The following is a 19,229-nucleotide window of genomic DNA, read 5'->3' as shown; positions in this document are numbered from 1 at the left end:
CGTGCTGTCACCAAGGCCCTAGCGCAGCACGGTCTCCAGGAAGTCGCTGCCGAGGCGGGCCACGGCGGTCACGTCCAGCTGGTGGAGCACGTAACGCCCGCGCCTGCGGGTGGAGATGAGCCCCGCCTTCTTCAGCACGGAGAGGTGCCGGGACACCTCGGGCGCCGTGATGCCGAACCCGTCCGCCAGTTCGCTCGTCGTGTACGCGGCCCGCGCGAGGTTGCGGCACAGTCGCATCCGCAGGGGGTGGGCCAGCGCCTCCATGCGTCTCGTGAGCAGCTCGACCGAGGCCGGGCCGGGCAGGTCCGGGGCGCCGACGGGGTAGTGGACGACGGGCCGCCAGCCCGGCGCGTGCAGCACCATCAGGTGCGGCCAGCCGAAACTGGACGGGACGAGGGTGAGGCCCGCGCCCACCGCCGGGTCGACGGCGGTCGTCCGGCCGTCCGCCAGCTTGTCCGCGCTGATCCTGCCCTGGGCGTCGTCCAGCGTCAGTGCCGGGGAGACCGCGTGCAGCGCCTCGGCGAGGCCCTTGCGGCGCAGCACGTCGGTCTTGTGGCGGGCGTCGGAGGCGAGTTGGGGGGCGACGCGGCGCCAGGTGTCGGCGAAGAACGCCTCGTCGCAGTCCTCCAGCAGCCGCCGCACCCAGGCGCGCATGGACACGGGGTCGTCCAGCAGCCGCCGGGTGAAGTCGAGCTGGCGCGGCCCCCGCGTGGCGGCGAGGTCGAGCGCGCGCTCGCGGCGGGCGGGATCGGTGAGCGGGGACGGGCTGCCTGTCCCGTACGTGGAGGCGCAGGTGAACTCCAGCGCCGAGGCGACGAAGCGCTCGTCGTCCAGCCGGTCGAGCAGGTCCAGCTCCTCGGCGACGGTCGCGCCGGTACGACCGGCGCCGCCGGGCACCCCCGCGAACGGCATGAAGACGTCCGAGAACGTGGTCCGCCACAGGAAGTCGGCGTCGTGCAGCCGGTCGGCGAGGTCCGGCTTGAGCCCGGCGGCGGTCGCGGTGGCCCAGCCGTGCAGCCCGGGATGATGACCGGGCTCAGCGAGCGCGTGCAGCGCCACGCCCAGCTCGGCGAGGGGGGGAGATCTCGAAGACGATGCCGGGGCGCGGACGCAGCGTGAGGGCATGAACGCGATGCACCAGTACATGATCGACAACTACCGCGCCGCCGTACGGGGCGATCAGGTCCCGCCCCAGCCGGGACGGCACGACCGGCAGGTGATCCGCGAGATCGGCGAGTACCGCCGCTTTCGGCGCGTGGCCGCCTGCCGTCCGGCCGAGGGCCGCGTCCGCCGGGCGGTCACCCGCCTGCTGCGCCCCCGGCCGGCCCGCCGCTGACGTCCGTCCTCCCCCGACCGACGGCGCCCCCGCGGTCATGGCCGGCCGTCACCCAGCCGGCGCACGAACTCGCCCACCGCGTCCGCCACGTCCCCGGCCGTCCACTCCAGACCCTCCGACGACACGGTCATCTCCGTCATCGCGACCCCGGGCGGACAGCCGTCCGCGAACCAACGGCGGAAGAGCGTCACCCCCGTCTCCTCCGACTGCGCCAGCGCCGCCTCGTTCAGCGCGTCCGCCCCGTACGGCAGCCACACCTGGAACTGGTGCGTGTGCGGGACGGGCGGATGGACGCGCGACCAGGGGACGCCCGCCTCGCGGAGCGCGTCCGCCAGCGCTGCCGCGACCACCTTCGCGTGGGCGACGTACGACGGCAGGCGCGGCAGCTCGCGCTCCAGGCCGATGAGGGCGGACAGCACCGCCGGGTACTGCTGGTACATCTGGCCGCCGTACCGGTGGCGCCAGGCGCGCGCCTCGTCCGCGAGCGACTCGGGCCCCGCGAGCACGGCACCCGCCATGCCGCCCAGGGACTTGTAGAAGGACACGTACACGCTGTCCGCGAGCGCCGCGATCTCGTCCAGCGGGCGGCCGAAGTGAGGGGCGCATTCCCACAGACGCGCGCCGTCGAAGTGCACCACCGCATCACGTGCGCGCGCCGCCTCCACGACGGTGACCAGGTCGTCCCACGACGGCAGGACGAAACCCGCGTCCCGCAGCGGCAGTTCGAGCATCAGCGTGCCGAAGGGCTCGTCGCACTCGGCCACCTCGTCGGCCGTCGGCAGCCGCGGCCGGTTCGTCGGATGGATCGTGCGCAGACCGCTGACCACCGAGAGCGCCGAGCGCTCGTGCACCTCGGGATGCGCCTGCGGATGCAGCGCCACCGCCTGGTTGCCGGTGCGGCCGGCCCAGCAGCGCAGGGCCACCTGCTGCGCCATCGTCCCGGTCGGGAAGTACACCGCCGCCGGAAGGCCCAGCAGGGCGGCCGTGCGCCGCTCCAGCTCCGCCACGACCCCGTCGCCGTACATGTCGACCGGCTCGTCGGGGTCGTACACGTCGGCGGCGCCCGAGGTGAGCGCCGCAAGGCCGTCCCCCACGCGCAGTTCGGCGGAGGTCCGCCACAGCACGCGCTCCGACGTGCGCCACGCCGCCAGTCTGCGTCGCCGCTCGCCGTGCTCGTTGTGCTCACTCGTATCCGTCACGGTCCGATCATCGCCCACAGCCTGTGGACAACTGCGGGGGCGGCGGAAACGCTGGCGTAGCATCGTGACGAGAAATCGTCCGGTACCCCCCGCGGACTGGAACGGAAGGCACCGCCGCGTGAACGCCACACCACCACAGGAACCGCTCGACCCGCGGGACCGCCCCGCCCGGCTGACCGTGGGCGTGGTCGGGGCGGGCCGTGTCGGCCCCGCCCTCGCCGCCTCGCTCCAGCTGGCAGGGCACCGGCCGGTGGCCGTCTCGGGCGTCTCGGACGCCTCCGTGCGCCGGGCCGCCGAGCTGCTCCCGGACGTGCCCCTCGTGCCGCCCGCCGAGGTGCTCGCCCGTGCCGAGCTCGTGCTGCTCACTGTCCCCGACGACGCGCTGCCCGGCCTCGTCGACGGCCTGGCCGGCGCCGGAGCCGTGCGGCCGGGACAGCTGCTCGTGCACACCTCGGGCCGGTTCGGCGCCAAGGTGCTCGACCCGGCGACCCGCGCCGGGGCGCTGCCGCTCGCCCTGCACCCGGCGATGACGTTCACGGGTACGGCCGTGGACGTGCAGCGGCTCGCGGGCTGCTCGTTCGGCGTGACCGCGCCCGAGGAGCTGCGGCTCGCGGCCGAGGCGCTGGTCATCGAGATGGGCGGCGAGCCCGAGTGGATCGAGGAGACGGCCCGCCCGCTGTACCACGCGGCCCTCGCGCTCGGCGCGAACCACCTCGTCACCCTGGTCGCCCAGTCCATGGAGCTGCTGCGCGCGGCCGGGGTCGCGGCCCCCGACCGTATGCTCGGCCCGCTCCTCGGCGCGGCCCTGGACAACGCGCTGCGTTCGGGGGACGCCGCCCTGACCGGCCCCGTCGCCCGCGGCGACGCGGGCACCGTCGCGGCGCACGTCGCCGAGCTGCGCAAGCACGCTCCCGGCGCCGTCGCCGGATATCTGGCCATGGCCCGTACGACCGCGGACCGGGCCCTCGCACACGGCATGCTCAAGCCGGAGCTCGCCGAAGACCTGCTGGGCGTCCTCGCGGAGGGGGACCTGCGATGAGCCGTAAGACCAGGCGCGACGTCGAGCTGGTGCCGACGCGGGAGGACCTCGGGTACGTCGTCGAGCACCACGCCGTCCCCGGCCGCACCGCCGTCGTGATGACCATGGGCGCCCTCCACGAGGGCCACGCCGGGCTCGTCCGGGCCGCCCGTGAGCACGTCGGCGACAAGGGCTTCGTCATCGTCACCGTCTTCGTCAACCCCCTGCAGTTCGGCGCGGGCGAGGACCTCGACCGCTACCCGCGCACGCTGGACGCGGACCTGGCCGTGGCCCAGGAGGCGGGGGCCGACGTGGTGTTCGCCCCGTCCGTCGAGGAGGTCTACCCGGGCGGCGAGCCGCAGGTGCGCATCACCGCGGGCCCCATGGGCGGCGTGCTGGAGGGCCGGACGCGCCCCGGCCACTTCGACGGCATGCTCACCGTCGTCGCCAAGCTGCTGCACCTCACCTCGCCGGACGTCGCGCTGTTCGGCCAGAAGGACGCCCAGCAGCTCGCCCTGATCCGCCGCATGGTCCGCGACCTGAACTTCCCCGTGGAGATCGTGGGCGTGCCCACCGTCCGCGAGGAGAGCGGCCTCGCCCGCTCCAGCCGCAACGCCTACCTCTCGCCCGCCGAGCGGCGGACCGCGCTCGCCCTGTCCCACGCGCTGTTCGCCGCCCGTGACCGCCTCGCCGCACAGCAGGCGCTGCACGCGCGTGCCGAGGCGGTCCCCGCCGCCCCGGCCCGCGCCGCCGCGCTGTCCGCGATGGGCGAGGCCCGGGCCGCCGCCGACGCCCACGCGGTCGCGCAGGCCGCCCCGCCGGGCGGCGCGGACGCCGTGCGGGCCGCGGCCCGCACTGTGCTGGACGAGGCCGCCCAGGCAGACCCGCCGCTCGTGCTCGACTACCTGGCACTCGTCGATCCCGTCACCTTCGCCGAGGTCCCCGACGACCACACCGGTGAGGCGATCCTCGCCGTCGCCGCCAAGGTCGGCACGACCCGCCTGATCGACAACATTCCGCTGACGTTCGGAGCCCAGCAGTGACCGGAATACGGCTGACCGCCCCCGCCCCCGGCTGGGCCATCGAGGCCGATGTCGTCGTGGTCGGCTCCGGAGTCGCCGGCCTCACCGCAGCCCTGCGGTGCGCCGCGTCCGGTCTGAGCACCGTGGTGGTCACCAAAGCCCGCCTCGACGACGGCTCCACCCGCTGGGCACAGGGCGGCATCGCCGCGGCGCTCGGCGAGGGGGACACACCCGAGCAGCATCTCGACGACACCCTCGTCGCGGGCGCGGGGCTGTGCGACGAGGAGGCGGTACGCACCCTGGTCACCGAGGGCCCCGACGCCGTACGGCGGCTGATCGCCACCGGCGCGCGTTTCGACACCGACCCGTCGTCCGGCGAGATCGAGCTCACCCGCGAGGGCGGCCACCACCGCCGGCGCATCGCGCACGCGGGCGGCGACGCGACCGGCGCCGAGATCTCCCGCGCCCTGGTCGACGCGGTCCGCGACCAGGGACTGCGCGCCATCGAGAACGCCTTGGTCCTCGACCTGCTCACCGACGCCGAGGGCCGCACGGCCGGCATCACGCTGCACGTCATGGGCGAGGGCCAGCACGACGGCGTGGGCGCCGTGCACGCCCCCACGGTCGTGCTCGCCACCGGCGGCATGGGCCAGGTCTTCTCGGCGACCACCAACCCCGCCGTCTCGACCGGCGACGGCGTGGCGCTCGCGCTGCGCGCCGGAGCCGAGGTCTCGGACCTGGAGTTCGTGCAGTTCCACCCCACCGTGCTGTTCCTCGGCCGGGACAGCGAGGGCCAGCAGCCGCTGGTGTCCGAGGCGGTCCGGGGGGAGGGCGCGTACCTCGTGGACGCGGACGGGATCCGCTTCATGGCCGGGCAGCACGAGCTGGCCGAGCTCGCCCCGCGCGACATCGTGGCGAAGGGCATCATGCGCCGGATGCAGGAGCAGGGCGCCGAGCACATGTACCTGGACGCCCGCCACTTCGGCGCGGAGATGTGGGAGAACCGGTTCCCCACGATCCTGGCCGCCTGCCGCGCCCACGGCATCGACCCGGTGACCGAGCCGATCCCGGTCGCCCCGGCTGCCCACTACGCCTCCGGCGGCGTCCGCACCGACCTGCACGGCCGGACCACGGTCCCGGGCCTGTACGCCTGCGGCGAGGTGGCCTGCACGGGCGTCCACGGCGCCAACCGGCTCGCGTCCAACTCCCTCCTGGAGGGCCTGGTCTTCGCCGAGCGGATCGCGGCCGACATCGCGTCCCGCGCGGACGCCCGCGCCGGTGCGCCCCAGGAGGCGGCCGGCGACACCGTCCCGCTGCTCGCCCCCGAGGAGCGCCACGAGGTCCAGCGGATCATGACCCACGGCGCAGGCGTGATCAGGACAGCGGCCAGCCTCGACGACGCGGCCGACGCCCTGGAGGCGCTGTCGCTCAACGCGGCCCACGACGCCGACGGGCCCAAGGCGGCCGAGCCCGGCGTCGAGTCCTGGGAGGCCACCAACCTGCTCCTCGTCTCCCGGGTCCTCGTCGCCGCGGCCCGCGAGCGCGCCGAGACCCGCGGGTGCCACTGGCGTGAGGACCAGCCCGACCGCGACGACGCCGGCTGGCGCCGTCACATCACAGTGCGCCTCACGCCCGACCGCCGCCTCGTCCCACGGCGTACCCCCAGTGAAGCCTTTCCGCCCGTAACGCCCATCGCCCCCAGGGAGCCGCAACCGTGACCACGCCCGAAGAACGTCCGGAACCCGTGGACGTACCGCTGATCCAGATCGGCGCCCCCGCCGCCGGCACGGGCTGCGGCGACGGCTGCGGCTGTGCCGACGAGACGTACGAGAGCGGCCTCGACCCCGCGCTCGCCGAGCTGCTGGCCGCGGCCGGTCTGGACCCCGTGCAGGTCGAGGACATCGCCCATCTCGCCATCGAGGAGGACCTCGACGGCGGCGTGGACGTCACCAGCGCGGCGACCGTCCCACAGGACGCCGTGGCCACCGGCGACTTCACGGCCCGTGAGGCCGGCACGGTCGCGGGTCTGCGGGTAGCCGAGGCCGTCCTGTCGATCGTGTGCACCTCCGACTTCGAGGTCGAGCGGCACGTCGAGGACGGCGACCGCGTCGAGGCGGGCCAGAAGCTGCTCTCCGTCACCGCGGGCACGCGCGACCTGCTCACCGGCGAGCGCAGCGCACTGAACATCCTGTGCCGCCTCTCCGGCATCGCGACCGCGACGCGCGCCTGGGCCGACGCCCTCGAAGGCACGAAGGCCAAGGTGCGCGACACCCGCAAGACGACGCCCGGCCTGCGCGCCCTGGAGAAGTACGCGGTGCGCTGCGGCGGCGGCGTCAACCACCGGATGTCGCTGTCCGACGCGGCACTGGTCAAGGACAACCACGTGGTGGCGGCGGGCGGGGTCGCTGCGGCGTTCAAGGCCGTGCGGGACCGTTTCCCCGACATCCCGGTCGAGGTCGAGGTCGACACGCTGCACCAGGTCCGCGAGGCCATCGACGCGGGCGCCGACCTGATCCTGCTGGACAACCTCACCCCGGCCGAGACCGAGGAGGCCGTCACGCTCGTGGCCGGCCGCGCGATCCTCGAGTCCTCCGGCCGGCTCACCCTGGCCAACGCCCGCGCGTACGCCGAGACGGGCGTCGACTACCTCGCGGTGGGCGCGCTCACGCACTCGTCCCCGATCCTCGACATCGGTCTCGACCTCCGCGAGGTCGACGCCTGATGCTGCTCACCATCGACGCCGGCAACACGCACACCGTGCTGGGCCTCTTCGACGGCGAGGAGATCGTCGAGCACTGGCGCATCTCCACCGACGCGCGCCGCACGGCGGACGAGCTCGCCGTCCTGCTGCAGGGCCTGATGAGCATGCACCCGCTGCTGGGCGAGGAGCTGGGCGACGGGATCGAGGGCATCGCCATCTGCTCCACCGTCCCCTCGGTTCTGCACGAGCTGCGCGAGGTCACCCGCCGTTACTACGGCGACGTCCCGGCGGTCCTCGTCGAGCCCGGCATCAAGACCGGCGTCCCGGTCCTGACGGACAACCCCAAGGAGGTCGGCGCGGACCGCGTCATCAACGCGGCCGCGGCGGTCGACCTCTACGGGGGTCCCGCGATCGTGGTGGACTTCGGCACGGCGACGACGTTCGACGCGGTGAGCGCGCGGGGCGAGTACGTGGGCGGCGTGATCGCCCCCGGCATCGAGATCTCCGTCGACGCGCTCGGCGTCAAGGGCGCCCAGCTGCGCAAGATCGAGGTCGTCCGCCCCAGGAGCGTGATCGGCAAGAACACGGTCGAGGCGATGCAGGCGGGCATCGTCTACGGCTTCGCCGGCCAGGTGGACGGGGTGGTCCACCGGATGAAGCGTGAGCTGGCGGAGGACCCGGACGAGGTGACGGTGATCGCGACGGGCGGTCTGGCGCCGATGGTGCTGGGCGAGTCGTCGGCGATCGACGAGCACGAGCCGTGGCTGACACTGATCGGTCTGCGCCTGGTCTACGAGCGGAACGTCTCGCGCCTGTGACGGCCCGGGGCCGTGGCCGGGAACCGGCACCACCCTGGGCGCAACGCCCGCGTTCGTACCATTAAAAGGAATTTGTGCCGTCGGCTCGTATGGTCGGGCCATGCCCACGCCATACGGATCCCACGGCGGCATGGCGTTCGGCGCTGACGAGCTGCGAGTGCTCCGACGCGCCCTCGCCGCCGCCCTCCATCCCGCTCCCCTCGCCGAAGAGGACGTCAGGGACTGCCTGCGACTGGCCGATTCCGTCGACGAGGCCGTGCGCGAGGCGGGCCGGCTGCGGGACTTCCTCGTCGCCGATCTCGCCCGCTACCGCGCTGCCCTGCCCGGCTCCGCCACCGGCTATCTGGAGCTCCTCCAGGAAGCGCTGGCCGCCGGCCACGAGCCCCTGACCGACGATCTCGCCGCCTTGCGCGCTCTGCGCGGCCATCCGGTGGCCGCCGCCGTGCTCCGGCGCTGCCTGGCGCTCGCCGGGCAGTCCGTGCAGGCCCGGCTCGCCCGGCAGCCCGTCCCCGCGCCGGGCGTCCCCGCGCCGGCCGTGCACGTGCCGGCGCCGACGGGTGTCCGGCGTGCCCGGCTCATGGCGCTGCCCGGCGGACGTGCCGCCGAGGACCCGAAGAGCAAGCCGCAGCCCCAGCAGCCCCAGCAGCCGAAGCCCGCGCCGCCCGCCCCGGACGAGCGGCCGGTGCCGAAGCCCTCGGAGGTCTTCCCGCCGCGCCGCAAGCCGGTGCCCCCGCCGGAGCAGCGCGCCGCCGGATAGCTACTCTGGAGGGCATGGACTACGTTTCCGCGCTCGTGCCCCCGGTGGTGATGGCCGCCTTCTTCATCGGTCTGGTCGTGACGATCGTCAAGAGCCAGGGCGGTTCGAACAAGGCCAAGGAGGACGCGGCGGTGGACGCCGCGCTCGCCCGCGCCGAGTCGGCGAAGCAGGCCGGGTCCGACGCCTGACCCGAGCAGCACAACGAGGACGTACGGCAGATTTACGGCCGTACGTCCTTTTTGCTCCATCAATAGGCGATGACTCACAGATCTCCCACTATGGTGGCAATGTGCCCCGTCAATTGGGAGAGCTCGAAGACGCCGTCATGACTCGGGTCTGGCAATGGAACCGGCCGGTCACGGTCAGGGAAGTCCTGGAAGACCTCCAGCAGGAACGGTCCATCGCCTACACCACCGTCATGACGGTAATGGACAATCTCCATCAGAAGGGCTGGGTGCGCAGGGAAGTCGAGGGCCGCGCCTATCGATATACGGCCGTCTCGACCCGGGCCGCCTACTCGGCCGCACTGATGAACGAAGCCTGGTCCCAGAGCGACAACCCCGCCGCCGCACTCGTCGCCTTCTTCGGGATGATGTCGCCCGAGCAGCGCGAGCAGCTGCAAGCCGCCATGCACATCGTTCAGGGCGGCGAGGCTGCCGACGGCCCCGGAGCCGCGGGGCGATAGCGTCGGGCCATGCCTTATGCCGCAGCAAATGCCATCACCGTCCGGCGGGCCCGGACCAGCGATGTGCCGGACGTCCGCCGTCTCGTGGACCCGTACATGAGCGAAGGCATCCTGCTCGACAAAGCGACGGTCACCCTTTACGAAGCCATCCAGGAGTTCTGGGTCGCGGAACGCGACGCGGACGCGAGGGTTGTCGGCTGCGGCGCCCTCCATGTGATGTGGGAAGACCTCGCCGAAGTGCGCACACTCGCCGTGGACCCGGCCTTCCAGGGGCACGGCATCGGTCATCAGGTGCTGGGCAAGCTGTTGCAGACCGCCCGCTGGCTGGGAGTGCGCCGGGTTTTCTGCCTCACCTTCGAAGTGGACTTCTTCTCCAAGCACGGCTTCGTCGAGATCGGCGAGACGCAGACTCCGGTGGACACGGATGTCTACGCCGAGCTGCTGCGCTCCTATGACGAGGGTGTCGCCGAGTTCCTGGGGCTCGAACGAGTGAAGCCGAACACCTTGGGCAACAGCCGGATGCTTCTGCACCTGTGATCGCCGCAAGAGCCCGGATCTCTATGTCCGAATCGCGCACGTTTCCCGCGTTCTCGCGGTTCTGAACCTCTGCCGAGGGTTTGTGTTTTCCAGGGAAAAGCGGTTTCCTTTCCGCGTACTGCATTTTCGATGAAAGGAAATCCGGTGGCACAGAAGGTTCAGGTCCTTCTTGTCGACGACCTCGACGGTGGCGAGGCGGACGAGACGGTGACGTTCGCTCTGGACGGCAAGACCTACGAGATCGACCTCACCACCGCCAATGCGGACAAGCTCCGGAGCCTCCTCGAGCCCTACGCGAAGAACGGCCGGCGCACCGGCGGTCGCGCGGCGACCGGCCGTGGCAAGGGCCGCGCGGCGACCGGCGGCAACAAGGACACCGCCGAGATCCGCGCCTGGGCCAAGGCGAACGGCTTCGAGGTCAACGACCGCGGCCGCGTCCCGGCGACCGTCCGCGAGGCCTACGAGAAGGCGAACGGCTGAGTTCCCGTCGGCTGCACCCGCGCGCGTCCGGCACGCAGCAGTCGGACGCGGTGGCACTCCGTGGCCGCCGTGTCCACCAGCCGCACGAGGTCGGGGGCATCCCCACTGTCCCCGAATGCGGCGAGAGCCGGCAGCCGGCTCCAGCGCCCCGGAGGGCGCAGCCAGCGGGCGGCTCCCCGGACGTCGCCGCGTCCGGGCGGCGGCGGGGCGGCCATGCGCCCGCCCTCGCCCACGGCGGTCAGGTCGAGATCGACCCCGCCCCATTCGAGCCAGTCGAGCAGCCCCGGCAGCTCCTCCGCGCTCCCGGCGGCCACCAGCAGCCGCATCCTGCGCCCCTGCACGGCCACGGGCCCGGTGCGGTCCGTCAGCCGCAGCACGGCGGCCCCGGCCTCCGCGGGCAGCTCCAGCAGGTCGAAATCCCGTCCGGTCAGCAGCTCGGGGGGTGAGCCGTCGGACACCGCCCAGCCGAGTGCGCTGCGGTACCACTGCGCGGCGCCGTCTTCGAGGGGCGCGCGGGGATGCGGGACGGCGAGGACCATGTCCGGGGAACTGCGTACCGCCTTCCTGAGTTACGCAGCGTGGACGTTTCGTCGCACACCGTGGGCGAATCGGCACTCTCCGGACGCGTGCACCGGCGCAAGGTTGTTCGCCCGTAGCTGAGGGAACGGCAGCGCGCCGCATGGACTGTCCGTGGCAGCGGGTAAGACATTCCTAGTGGGGAGGGGCGACACGCTCGCCAGGCCGGCTCACGTTCGCCATCGGCGTACTGCTGGTGGGGGTAACTGCCTGGCCTGCGGGAACATCGTCTCGCACCATCGGGTTGGAGCAATTGTCGGCGTTCAGGGGTCAGGAGGCCACAGACGGGTGTCGGCAGTTGGAATGAGCGGTCCCCGCTTGCGGGACTAAGCTGCGGAAGGACAGGGAGGGGACCGACCCCTTACTGCCTGACCGCTCTGAGGAGCGATTAACGATGTTCGAGAGGTTCACCGACCGCGCGCGGCGGGTTGTCGTCCTGGCTCAGGAAGAAGCCCGGATGCTCAACCACAACTACATCGGCACCGAGCACATCCTCCTGGGCCTTATCCACGAGGGTGAGGGTGTCGCCGCTAAGGCCCTGGAGAGCCTCGGGATTTCGCTCGAGGCGGTCCGCCAGCAGGTGGAGGAGATCATCGGCCAGGGCCAGCAGGCCCCGTCCGGGCACATCCCCTTCACGCCCCGTGCCAAGAAGGTCCTGGAGCTGTCGCTCCGGGAGGCTCTTCAGCTGGGCCACAACTACATCGGCACCGAGCACATCCTGCTCGGCCTGATCCGCGAGGGCGAGGGCGTCGCCGCCCAGGTCCTCGTGAAGCTGGGCGCCGATCTCAACCGGGTGCGGCAGCAGGTCATCCAGCTGCTCTCCGGTTACCAGGGCAAGGAGGCCGCCACGGCCGGCGGCCCGGCCGAGGGCACTCCCTCGACCTCCCTCGTCCTCGACCAGTTCGGCCGGAATCTCACCCAGGCCGCTCGTGAGTCCAAGCTCGACCCGGTCATCGGGCGCGAGAAGGAGATCGAGCGGGTCATGCAGGTGCTGTCCCGCCGTACCAAGAACAACCCCGTGCTCATCGGCGAGCCCGGCGTCGGCAAGACGGCGGTCGTCGAGGGCCTGGCGCAGGCCATCGTCAAGGGCGAGGTGCCCGAGACCCTCAAGGACAAGCACCTCTACACCCTCGACCTGGGTGCGCTGGTCGCCGGCTCCCGCTACCGCGGTGACTTCGAGGAGCGCCTGAAGAAGGTCCTCAAGGAGATCCGCACCCGCGGCGACATCATCCTGTTCATCGACGAGCTCCACACCCTCGTGGGTGCGGGCGCCGCCGAGGGCGCGATCGACGCCGCGAGCATCCTCAAGCCGATGCTGGCGCGAGGCGAGCTGCAGACCATCGGCGCCACCACGCTCGACGAGTACCGCAAGCACCTGGAGAAGGACGCGGCCCTGGAGCGCCGCTTCCAGCCCATCCAGGTCGCGGAGCCGTCGCTGCCGCACACGATCGAGATCCTCAAGGGTCTGCGCGACCGCTACGAGGCCCACCACCGGGTCTCCATCACGGACGAGGCGCTGGTCCAGGCCGCCACCCTGGCCGACCGGTACATCTCGGACCGCTTCCTGCCGGACAAGGCGATCGACCTGATCGACGAGGCCGGTTCCCGGATGCGCATCCGCCGGATGACCGCGCCGCCGGACCTGCGCGAGTTCGACGAGAAGATCGCCGGCGTGCGCCGGGACAAGGAGTCCGCGATCGACTCCCAGGACTTCGAGAAGGCGGCTTCTCTCCGCGACAAGGAGAAGCAGCTGCTGGCGGCGAAGGCCAAGCGGGAGAAGGAGTGGAAGGCCGGCGACATGGACGTCGTCGCCGAGGTCGACGGCGAGCTGATCGCCGAGGTCCTCGCCACGGCCACCGGCATCCCGGTCTTCAAGCTGACCGAGGAGGAGTCCTCGCGTCTGCTGCGCATGGAGGACGAGCTCCACAAGCGCGTCATCGGCCAGAAGGACGCCATCAAGGCACTGTCCCAGGCGATCCGGCGTACCCGCGCCGGTCTGAAGGACCCGAAGCGCCCCGGTGGTTCGTTCATCTTCGCCGGCCCCTCCGGTGTCGGTAAGACCGAGCTCTCCAAGACGCTCGCCGAATTCCTCTTCGGCGACGAGGACGCGCTGATCTCCCTCGACATGTCGGAGTTCAGCGAGAAGCACACGGTTTCCCGTCTCTTCGGTTCGCCCCCCGGGTACGTGGGCTACGAAGAGGGCGGCCAGCTCACCGAGAAGGTGCGCCGCAAGCCGTTCTCCGTCGTCCTCTTCGACGAGGTCGAGAAGGCCCACCCCGATATCTTCAATTCCCTTCTGCAGATCCTGGAGGACGGTCGTCTGACCGACTCCCAGGGCCGCGTCGTGGACTTCAAGAACACGGTCATCATCATGACGACCAACCTCGGGACCCGGGACATCTCCAAGGGCTTCAACCTGGGCTTCGCCGCCCAGGGCGACGTCAAGTCGAACTACGACCGGATGAAGGTCAAGGTCAACGAAGAGCTGAAGCAGCACTTCCGGCCCGAGTTCCTCAACCGTGTCGACGACACGGTCGTCTTCCACCAGCTCACCGAGGAAGACATCATCCAGATCGTCGACCTCATGATCGCCAAGGTGGACGAGCGCCTCAAGGACCGTGACATGGGCATCGAGCTCAGCTCCACGGCCAAGTCGCTCCTCGCCAAGAAGGGCTACGACCCGGTCCTGGGCGCCCGGCCGCTGCGCCGGACGATCCAGCGCGAGATCGAGGACATCCTGTCGGAGAAGATCCTCTTCGGCGAGCTGCGCCCCGGTCACATCGTGGTCGTGGACACCGAGGGCGAGGGCGAGCAGCAGAAGTTCACCTTCCGCGGCGAGGAGAAGTCGGCTCTGCCGGACGTCCCGCCGATCGAGCAGGCGGCCGGCGGCACGGGGCCGAACCTGTCGAAGGACGCGTGACGGCCCTGCGGGCCGGTTGACGTGTGGGGCCCGGCCCCGGACCTCAGGTCCGGGGCCGGGCCCTTTTCGTCCGCGCATGCTCAGCAGCGCGCGGGCTTGCGCCAGGAGCATTCGAGGGCGGCGTCCGGTTCCACCGCGCGGGCGCCGGTGGGGCGGGCGGTCGTGATCGTGCCCTTCGCGGTGTCCGAGGACGCCAGCGTCACGACGACCGCGTCCTCGATGCTCTTGACCGAGGACGCCAGGTAGTCGTTCAGGACGACGCTGAAGACGAGTTCCCGGCCGCCCGCGTCCGTGACGTATCCCGACAGCGCCGAGGCGCCGGTGAGCGAGCCCGTCTTGGCTCGGGCGTTGAGCGCCGCGGGCGTGGAGCACATCCGGGAGCGCAGGGTGCCGCCGACCGCGCGGTCCGGGGCGCAGGCCACGGGCAGGGACGCGTACCAGTTCGCGTACCAGGGCTCGTCGCGCACGGAGAGCAGCAGGGTGGCCAGCTCCTCGGCCGGGAAGAGGTTCATCCGGGACAGGCCGGAGCCGTCGGCCTGGCGCAGGGATCCGGTCCGTACGCCTTCCTTCGCCAGATGGGCGCCGATGGCCTTCAGGCCCGCGTCCCACGTGCCGTGGCCGGAGGTCCGGGCGCCGATCGTCTTCGTCAGGGCCTCGGCGTGCATGTTGTTCGAGAGCTTCATGAAGGGGTGCAGCAGCTCCTTGAGCGGCATGGAGCGGTGCGAGGCGAGCACGCGGGCACCGGGCGGGGTGGGGCGGCCCAGGCGGGGGCTGCCCGCGATCCGTACGCCGTGGGCGGCGAGCGCGTCCGCGAAGACGGCGGCGGCGTAGCCGGTGGGCTCCCAGACGGTGATCCACTCCTTGGTGGGGTTCGCGCCGAGGGGGATGTCGCCGCTGACGGTGATGGTGTTGGTGCCGTGGCGGCGCTCGACCGAAAGGGTGTCGGGGCGGCCCTGCTCCACGGTCGTGCCCCGGACGTCGAGGCGTACGTAGTCGTTCGGCGGGGTCAGTTTCACCGTCGGCCGGTCGCCGGGGCGGGCGCCCGGCCCGGCCTCGACGACGACCGTGCCGGAGTCGTAGTCGGTGTCGGGCGCGAGGGTGAGCGCGGAGATCTGCGCCGAGTAGTACGAGGACTCGTCGTCGGCCGCCCAGGAGCGGCCGAGGCGCTGGTCGTCGAATCGGGTGTCGTCGGCGACGAGACGTCCGGTGACCCGCCGGATCCCGCTCGCGGCGAGGTCGGCGGCGAGGCGGTCATAGTCCTTCGCGAGCGTCGTGGGGTCGCCGCTGCCGCGCAGGTAGAGGTCGCCGTGCAGGGTGGAGCCGAGGCGGGTCCCGGTGGTGAGGACGTCGGTGGTGTAGCGGTGGTCCGGGCCGAGGAGGGCCATGGCGGCGACGGACGTGGGGAGCTTGGTGTTCGACGCGGGCATCAGGCGGTCGGCCGCGTCGCGCCGGTAGAGGCGCTCCCCGGTGGTGGCGTCGGCGATCACGACGCTCACCGCTCCGCCGTCGAGGCGGGCGTCGGAGAGGATCGTGTCGATCGCGTTCCCCAGGCCGGTGTCCGCGGGGCCGGCCCCCGCGGGGGAGCTCAGGGTGAGGGTGCAGGCGAGTCCGGCGACGGCGGTCCAGATCCAGCCGCGGCGGAGACCGGGGCGGCGGTTCACAGGATTCACGGGTCTGCTCATGCCACGGGAGGATCCCGCAAGCGCACCCGCTCCGGAAGGACGCCTCGGGCCGTGTCGTGTGGCCCCGGTCACCGCGAAATGCCGCATTCCGGGCGCTCTTCGCCACCCCGTGGAGACCCCGAGTCCGTGGCCTGGGTCACGATCCGGAGGTTCCGGACGGGCCCTGGCCGTGACAAGGCGCACAGGACGAATCGGACCTACTAGACGGAATAGTGCCGTTGTGGCAGCCGGAGCGTGCGTGTTCGGTCCCCTGCGGGCGGGGACTTTCGCCCCTTCGTCGGTCCGTGACCCCCTGAATCTCGTCCGCAAGGGGCGGACAAGGCCCCGACATGCGGCTAAACCCCGACCTATAGGGATATATCGACCTCGTTCCGGGCCTCGGTGTGTGCGTTCCAAGGGCGTCAAGAGATGCCGTTCACAGGGGCTTCGCTACGACGTGATGTCGTAGTTGAGGCATTTGAGGTGTCTTGGGGGGCCGGGTTACCAATGTGGAGCCAGCCCGGCGAGCACGCCGGGTCCATTCATGCCCGGAGGTTCTCCCGTATGTCGAAGCGCACCGTGATCCACCGTCTCCGCCCGTCCCTGCTCCGTACCCGTGGGGCCGTCGTGGCCGCCGGAATGGGCGCCGTGATGGTCGTCGGAGCCGGTGCGGGTGTCGCCTCCGCCGATGCGGGCAAGGCCGCCAAGCCGGCCGTCGTGGACGCCGCGTCCGCCGTCGCCGCCCAGGCCGACGCCCAGGCGAAGGTCGCCGCGCAGCTGAAGGCGAAGGCCGCGACGGCCAAGGCCGAGGCCGCGAAGAAGGCCACGGCCAAGAAGGCCGCCAAGAAGCCGGCCGCGTGGGTCAAGCCCGTCAACAAGTACACGCTGACCGCGAGCTTCGCCCAGGGCGGCGCCATGTGGTCCGCCAAGCACTCCGGCCAGGACTTCGCCGTTCCGGTCGGCACCCCCGTCAAGGCGGCCGGCGCCGGTACGGTCGTCAAGGCCGGCCCGAACGGTGGCGGCGACGGCCCCGCGTACGGCAACGCCGTCGTGATCAAGCACGCCAACGGCAAGTACTCGCAGTACGCCCACCTGTCGACGATCAAGGTCTCCATCGGCTCGACCGTGAAGGCCGGCCAGACGATCGCGAAGTCCGGCAACACCGGAAACTCGTCCGGCCCGCACCTGCACTTCGAGATCCGTACGACCCCGAACTACGGCTCGGCGCTCAACCCGGTGTCCTTCCTGCGCACCGTCGGCGTCACCATCTGACGCCACCCCGAAGGGCTCGGCCCCGGGCATGGCGCGGCCGGGCGATCGGATCGAGGGCGACCCGGAGGACGGCATCACGCTGTCCTCGGGGTCGCCCTCGCCGTCGTTCGGGGTCCCACAGCCTGCCGCGGGAGCCCCGCCCCGCCCGATCCGTGCCGGTCAGGCGTCCAGGGGGAGCATCGGGAAGCTGCCCGTGTTCGTCGGGGCGTGTTCCGGCAGCCAGAGCACCGCGATCGCCCCGCCCGAGGCGCCCAGCGGCGTCGAGCCCTCCGGGGCCGCGTTGCGGAAGGTCAGGCGGGCGCCCAGCACCCGCGCCTGGCCGACCGCGATCGTCAGGCCCAGGCCGTGGCCCGTCCCCGCCCGGTCGCTCGCGCCCGTACGGAACCGGCTCGGCCCTTCGCGCAGCAGCGCCTCGGGAAACCCGGGCCCGTGGTCCCGTACGCGCACCACACGGCCCTCGACGGTCACCTCGATGGGGCCCTTGCCGTACTTCACGGCGTTGGTCAGCAGATTGCCCAGGATGCGCTCCAGGCGCCGGGGGTCGGTGTTCACCCAGGACTCGTGGACGACCCGGATCTCGGCCTCGGGGTGCAGCGTGGTCACCCGCCTCCCGACGAACTCCGCGAGCTGGATCTCCTGGAGCTCGGCCCGCTCCGAAGCGCTGTCGAGCCGCGCCACCTCCAGCACGTCCTCCACCAGCGTGCGCATCGCCTGCGCCCGGTCCCGTACGAGCTCGGTGGGACGGCCGGGCGGCAGCAGCTCCGCCGCGGTCAGCAGACCCGTCACGGGCGTGCGCAGCTCGTGCGCGATGTCGGCCGTGACCCGGCGTTCCGCCTCGATGCGGGACTGCAGCGCGTCGGTCAGGGCGTCCACGGCCCGGGCCAGCTCGTCCGTCTCGTCGCGCACGAGCCCGCCGATGGCGTCCCTGACCCGTACGTCGGTGTTGCCCTGCGCCACATTGCCGGCGGCCGCGGCCGCCTTGCGAAGCCGGCGCGAGAGCTGACCGCCGATGAGCACGCCGAGCGCGGAGCCGACCAGCACGACGGAGACCGAGCCGATGATCAGCGCCCGGTCGAGGTCCTTCATCACGGTGGCGCTGCGCCCGGTGAACTCGGTGCGCAGGGAGAGCACGTCGCCGTTCGCCAGCGGCACGGCGGCCCAGATCTCGGGCGTCTCGCCGCTGTCGTCGACGTAACTGCCGCGCCGGTTCTCGCGCATCAGCTCCTGCAACTCGTCGGGGAGGGCCGAGTCGTTGATCTTGCTGTTGAAGCGCGGATCGCGGTTCTTGGAGGTCTCGTACCAGCGCTGGGCGAGCAGGATGCGGTCCATCTGCACGTCACGGGCGTTGCGGAGCATGGAGACGCGCGCCGCGTTGTGCACGACCAGGCTCAGCGCCATGGCGATGAGGGCGCCGACGCCGGCGATGGCGATGCTGATCTTCCACCGGACGCCGGTGCGCAGGGGCCCGATGCGCAGGGAGGGGCGTCTCATCCGACGGGGTCCTGTCCGGAGCTCATACGGCCTGCGTCACGCCTTCAGCTTGTAACCGAAGCCGCGGACCGTCTCGATGCGGTCCTGGCCGATCTTGGTCCGCAGCCGCTGCACATGGACGTCCACGACGCGGGTGTCACCGCCCCAGCCGTAGTCCCAGACCCGCTCCAGCAGCTTGTCGCGGGAGAGCACCGTACCGGGCGTCGACGAGAACTCCAGCAGCAGCCGCATCTCCGTGGGCGTCAGACCGACCTGCTTGCCGCCCCTGCGGACCTCCATGCCCTCGGTGTCGATCTCCAGGTCCCCGAAGACCAGCACGCCGTCCTGCTCCCGCTGCCCGGCGGACGCCTCGGCCGCACCGCCGGTCGCATGTCCGAAGCGGCGCAGCACCGCGCGGATGCGGGCCACGAGGACCGCGCCGTCGAAGGGCTTCGTCACGTAGTCGTCGGCGCCGGCCTCCAGGCCGAGCACCACGTCGATGGAGTCCGCGCGCGCCGACAGCATGATCACGGGAACCGTCGACTCGTCGCGGATGCGGCGGCACAGGCTGACGCCGTCCAGGCCCGGCACCATCACGTCGAGCAGCGCGATGTCCGGCCGGTCGGCCCGGAACGCCTCCAGGCCCTGGAGCCCGTCGCGCACGGCCGTGACCGTGAAGCCGTCGCGCTCCAGCGCGAGCTGGGTGGCCTCGCGGATGACATCGTCGTCTTCGACGAACAGGACATGGGTCTCGGCCATCCGTCTTTTCTCAGCTCT

19 protein-coding genes are annotated in these 19,229 nt (G+C 72.0%); 13 read left to right on the top strand and 6 right to left on the bottom strand.

The features are described 5' to 3' along the window. Positions 1-18: 18 nt before the first annotated feature. Positions 19-1,125, bottom strand: coding sequence for a DUF5937 family protein (locus tag HW130_RS12160; protein ID WP_256356044.1), 1,107 nt, complete (start codon positions 1,123-1,125; stop codon positions 19-21). On the opposite strand from HW130_RS12160, the gene HW130_RS12155 reads away from it, so the two are divergent. After that, positions 1,124-1,336, top strand: a complete 213-nt coding sequence (locus tag HW130_RS12155) for a hypothetical protein (RefSeq protein WP_177149527.1) — start codon at positions 1,124-1,126, stop codon at positions 1,334-1,336. The two genes, HW130_RS12160 and HW130_RS12155, sit on opposite strands and share 2 nt — an antisense overlap. A gap of 35 nt (positions 1,337-1,371) precedes the next feature. Here HW130_RS12155 and HW130_RS12150 read toward each other — a convergent pair whose 3' ends face one another. Next, positions 1,372-2,535: a beta-eliminating lyase-related protein gene (locus tag HW130_RS12150; RefSeq protein WP_309140411.1), complete on the bottom strand. Its 1,164-nt coding sequence runs from the start codon at positions 2,533-2,535 to the stop codon at positions 1,372-1,374. A 118-nt stretch (positions 2,536-2,653) separates the two neighbouring features. Here HW130_RS12150 and HW130_RS12145 point away from each other — a divergent pair, with 118 nt between their 5' ends. From HW130_RS12145 to HW130_RS12100, 10 genes are all read left to right on the top strand, one after another. Next, positions 2,654-3,574, top strand: coding sequence for a Rossmann-like and DUF2520 domain-containing protein (locus HW130_RS12145; RefSeq protein ID WP_177149525.1), 921 nt, complete (start codon positions 2,654-2,656; stop codon positions 3,572-3,574). Beyond that, the gene (panC, locus tag HW130_RS12140) at positions 3,571-4,596 is read left to right on the top strand and encodes a pantoate--beta-alanine ligase (RefSeq protein ID WP_177149524.1); all 1,026 of its coding nucleotides are present in this window, start codon (positions 3,571-3,573) and stop codon (positions 4,594-4,596) included. The genes HW130_RS12145 and panC overlap by 4 nt, the downstream gene beginning before the upstream one ends. Further along, positions 4,593-6,293, top strand: a complete 1,701-nt coding sequence (locus HW130_RS12135; protein WP_177149523.1) for an L-aspartate oxidase — start codon at positions 4,593-4,595, stop codon at positions 6,291-6,293. Before panC ends, HW130_RS12135 begins: the two co-directional genes overlap by 4 nt. After that, positions 6,290-7,297 carry a carboxylating nicotinate-nucleotide diphosphorylase gene (nadC, locus tag HW130_RS12130; protein WP_177149522.1) on the top strand — a complete coding sequence of 336 codons (1,008 nt, stop codon included), beginning with the start codon at positions 6,290-6,292 and terminating at the stop codon, positions 7,295-7,297. Before HW130_RS12135 ends, nadC begins: the two co-directional genes overlap by 4 nt. Next, positions 7,297-8,094 (top strand): type III pantothenate kinase, encoded by a 798-nt coding sequence (locus HW130_RS12125; RefSeq protein WP_177149521.1) that lies wholly within the window; start codon positions 7,297-7,299, stop codon positions 8,092-8,094. The genes nadC and HW130_RS12125 overlap by 1 nt, the downstream gene beginning before the upstream one ends. A 100-nt stretch (positions 8,095-8,194) precedes the next feature. Further along, positions 8,195-8,851 carry a hypothetical protein gene (locus tag HW130_RS12120; protein WP_256356043.1) on the top strand — a complete coding sequence of 219 codons (657 nt, stop codon included), beginning with the start codon at positions 8,195-8,197 and terminating at the stop codon, positions 8,849-8,851. A gap of 14 nt (positions 8,852-8,865) precedes the next feature. Continuing rightward, positions 8,866-9,039, top strand: coding sequence for a hypothetical protein (locus HW130_RS12115; RefSeq protein WP_177149520.1), 174 nt, complete (start codon positions 8,866-8,868; stop codon positions 9,037-9,039). A gap of 101 nt (positions 9,040-9,140) precedes the next feature. Continuing rightward, positions 9,141-9,536, top strand: a complete 396-nt coding sequence (locus tag HW130_RS12110; protein ID WP_177149519.1) for a BlaI/MecI/CopY family transcriptional regulator — start codon at positions 9,141-9,143, stop codon at positions 9,534-9,536. A 9-nt stretch (positions 9,537-9,545) separates the two neighbouring features. After that, positions 9,546-10,073: an amino-acid N-acetyltransferase gene (locus HW130_RS12105; RefSeq protein ID WP_177149518.1), complete on the top strand. Its 528-nt coding sequence runs from the start codon at positions 9,546-9,548 to the stop codon at positions 10,071-10,073. Between the two features lie 144 nt (positions 10,074-10,217). Then, positions 10,218-10,553 carry an Lsr2 family protein gene (locus HW130_RS12100; protein ID WP_177149517.1) on the top strand — a complete coding sequence of 112 codons (336 nt, stop codon included), beginning with the start codon at positions 10,218-10,220 and terminating at the stop codon, positions 10,551-10,553. Here the strand turns inward: HW130_RS12100 and HW130_RS12095 are convergent. Beyond that, positions 10,532-11,092 (bottom strand): SCO3374 family protein, encoded by a 561-nt coding sequence (locus tag HW130_RS12095; protein ID WP_177149516.1) that lies wholly within the window; start codon positions 11,090-11,092, stop codon positions 10,532-10,534. The genes HW130_RS12100 and HW130_RS12095 overlap by 22 nt on opposite strands. A 431-nt stretch (positions 11,093-11,523) precedes the next feature. On the opposite strand from HW130_RS12095, the gene HW130_RS12090 reads away from it, so the two are divergent. Further along, a complete protein-coding gene (locus tag HW130_RS12090; RefSeq protein WP_177149515.1) occupies positions 11,524-14,049 on the top strand; it encodes an ATP-dependent Clp protease ATP-binding subunit in 2,526 nt (841 codons plus the stop codon). 80 nt (positions 14,050-14,129) lie between these two features. Here the strand turns inward: HW130_RS12090 and dacB are convergent, their stop codons facing one another. Next, a complete protein-coding gene (dacB, locus tag HW130_RS12085) occupies positions 14,130-15,731 on the bottom strand; it encodes a D-alanyl-D-alanine carboxypeptidase/D-alanyl-D-alanine-endopeptidase (RefSeq protein ID WP_177149514.1) in 1,602 nt (533 codons plus the stop codon). Positions 15,732-16,274: 543 nt separating this feature from the next. Here dacB and HW130_RS12080 point away from each other — a divergent pair. Continuing rightward, positions 16,275-16,982, top strand: a complete 708-nt coding sequence (locus HW130_RS12080) for a M23 family metallopeptidase (protein ID WP_177149513.1) — start codon at positions 16,275-16,277, stop codon at positions 16,980-16,982. A gap of 159 nt (positions 16,983-17,141) precedes the next feature. Here the strand turns inward: HW130_RS12080 and cseC are convergent, their stop codons facing one another. Next, a complete protein-coding gene (cseC, locus tag HW130_RS12075) occupies positions 17,142-18,473 on the bottom strand; it encodes a two-component system sensor histidine kinase CseC (protein WP_177149512.1) in 1,332 nt (443 codons plus the stop codon). Between the two features lie 36 nt (positions 18,474-18,509). Continuing rightward, positions 18,510-19,211: a two-component system response regulator CseB gene (cseB, locus tag HW130_RS12070; protein ID WP_177149511.1), complete on the bottom strand. Its 702-nt coding sequence runs from the start codon at positions 19,209-19,211 to the stop codon at positions 18,510-18,512. Positions 19,212-19,229: the final 18 nt, after the last annotated feature.

This window comes from Streptomyces sp. PKU-EA00015 (assembly GCF_013387495.1).
Classification (GTDB): domain Bacteria; phylum Actinomycetota; class Actinomycetes; order Streptomycetales; family Streptomycetaceae; genus Streptomyces.
The sequence above is the reverse complement of the archived record's forward strand: the minus strand, read 5'-3'. Positions and strand labels throughout refer to the sequence as shown.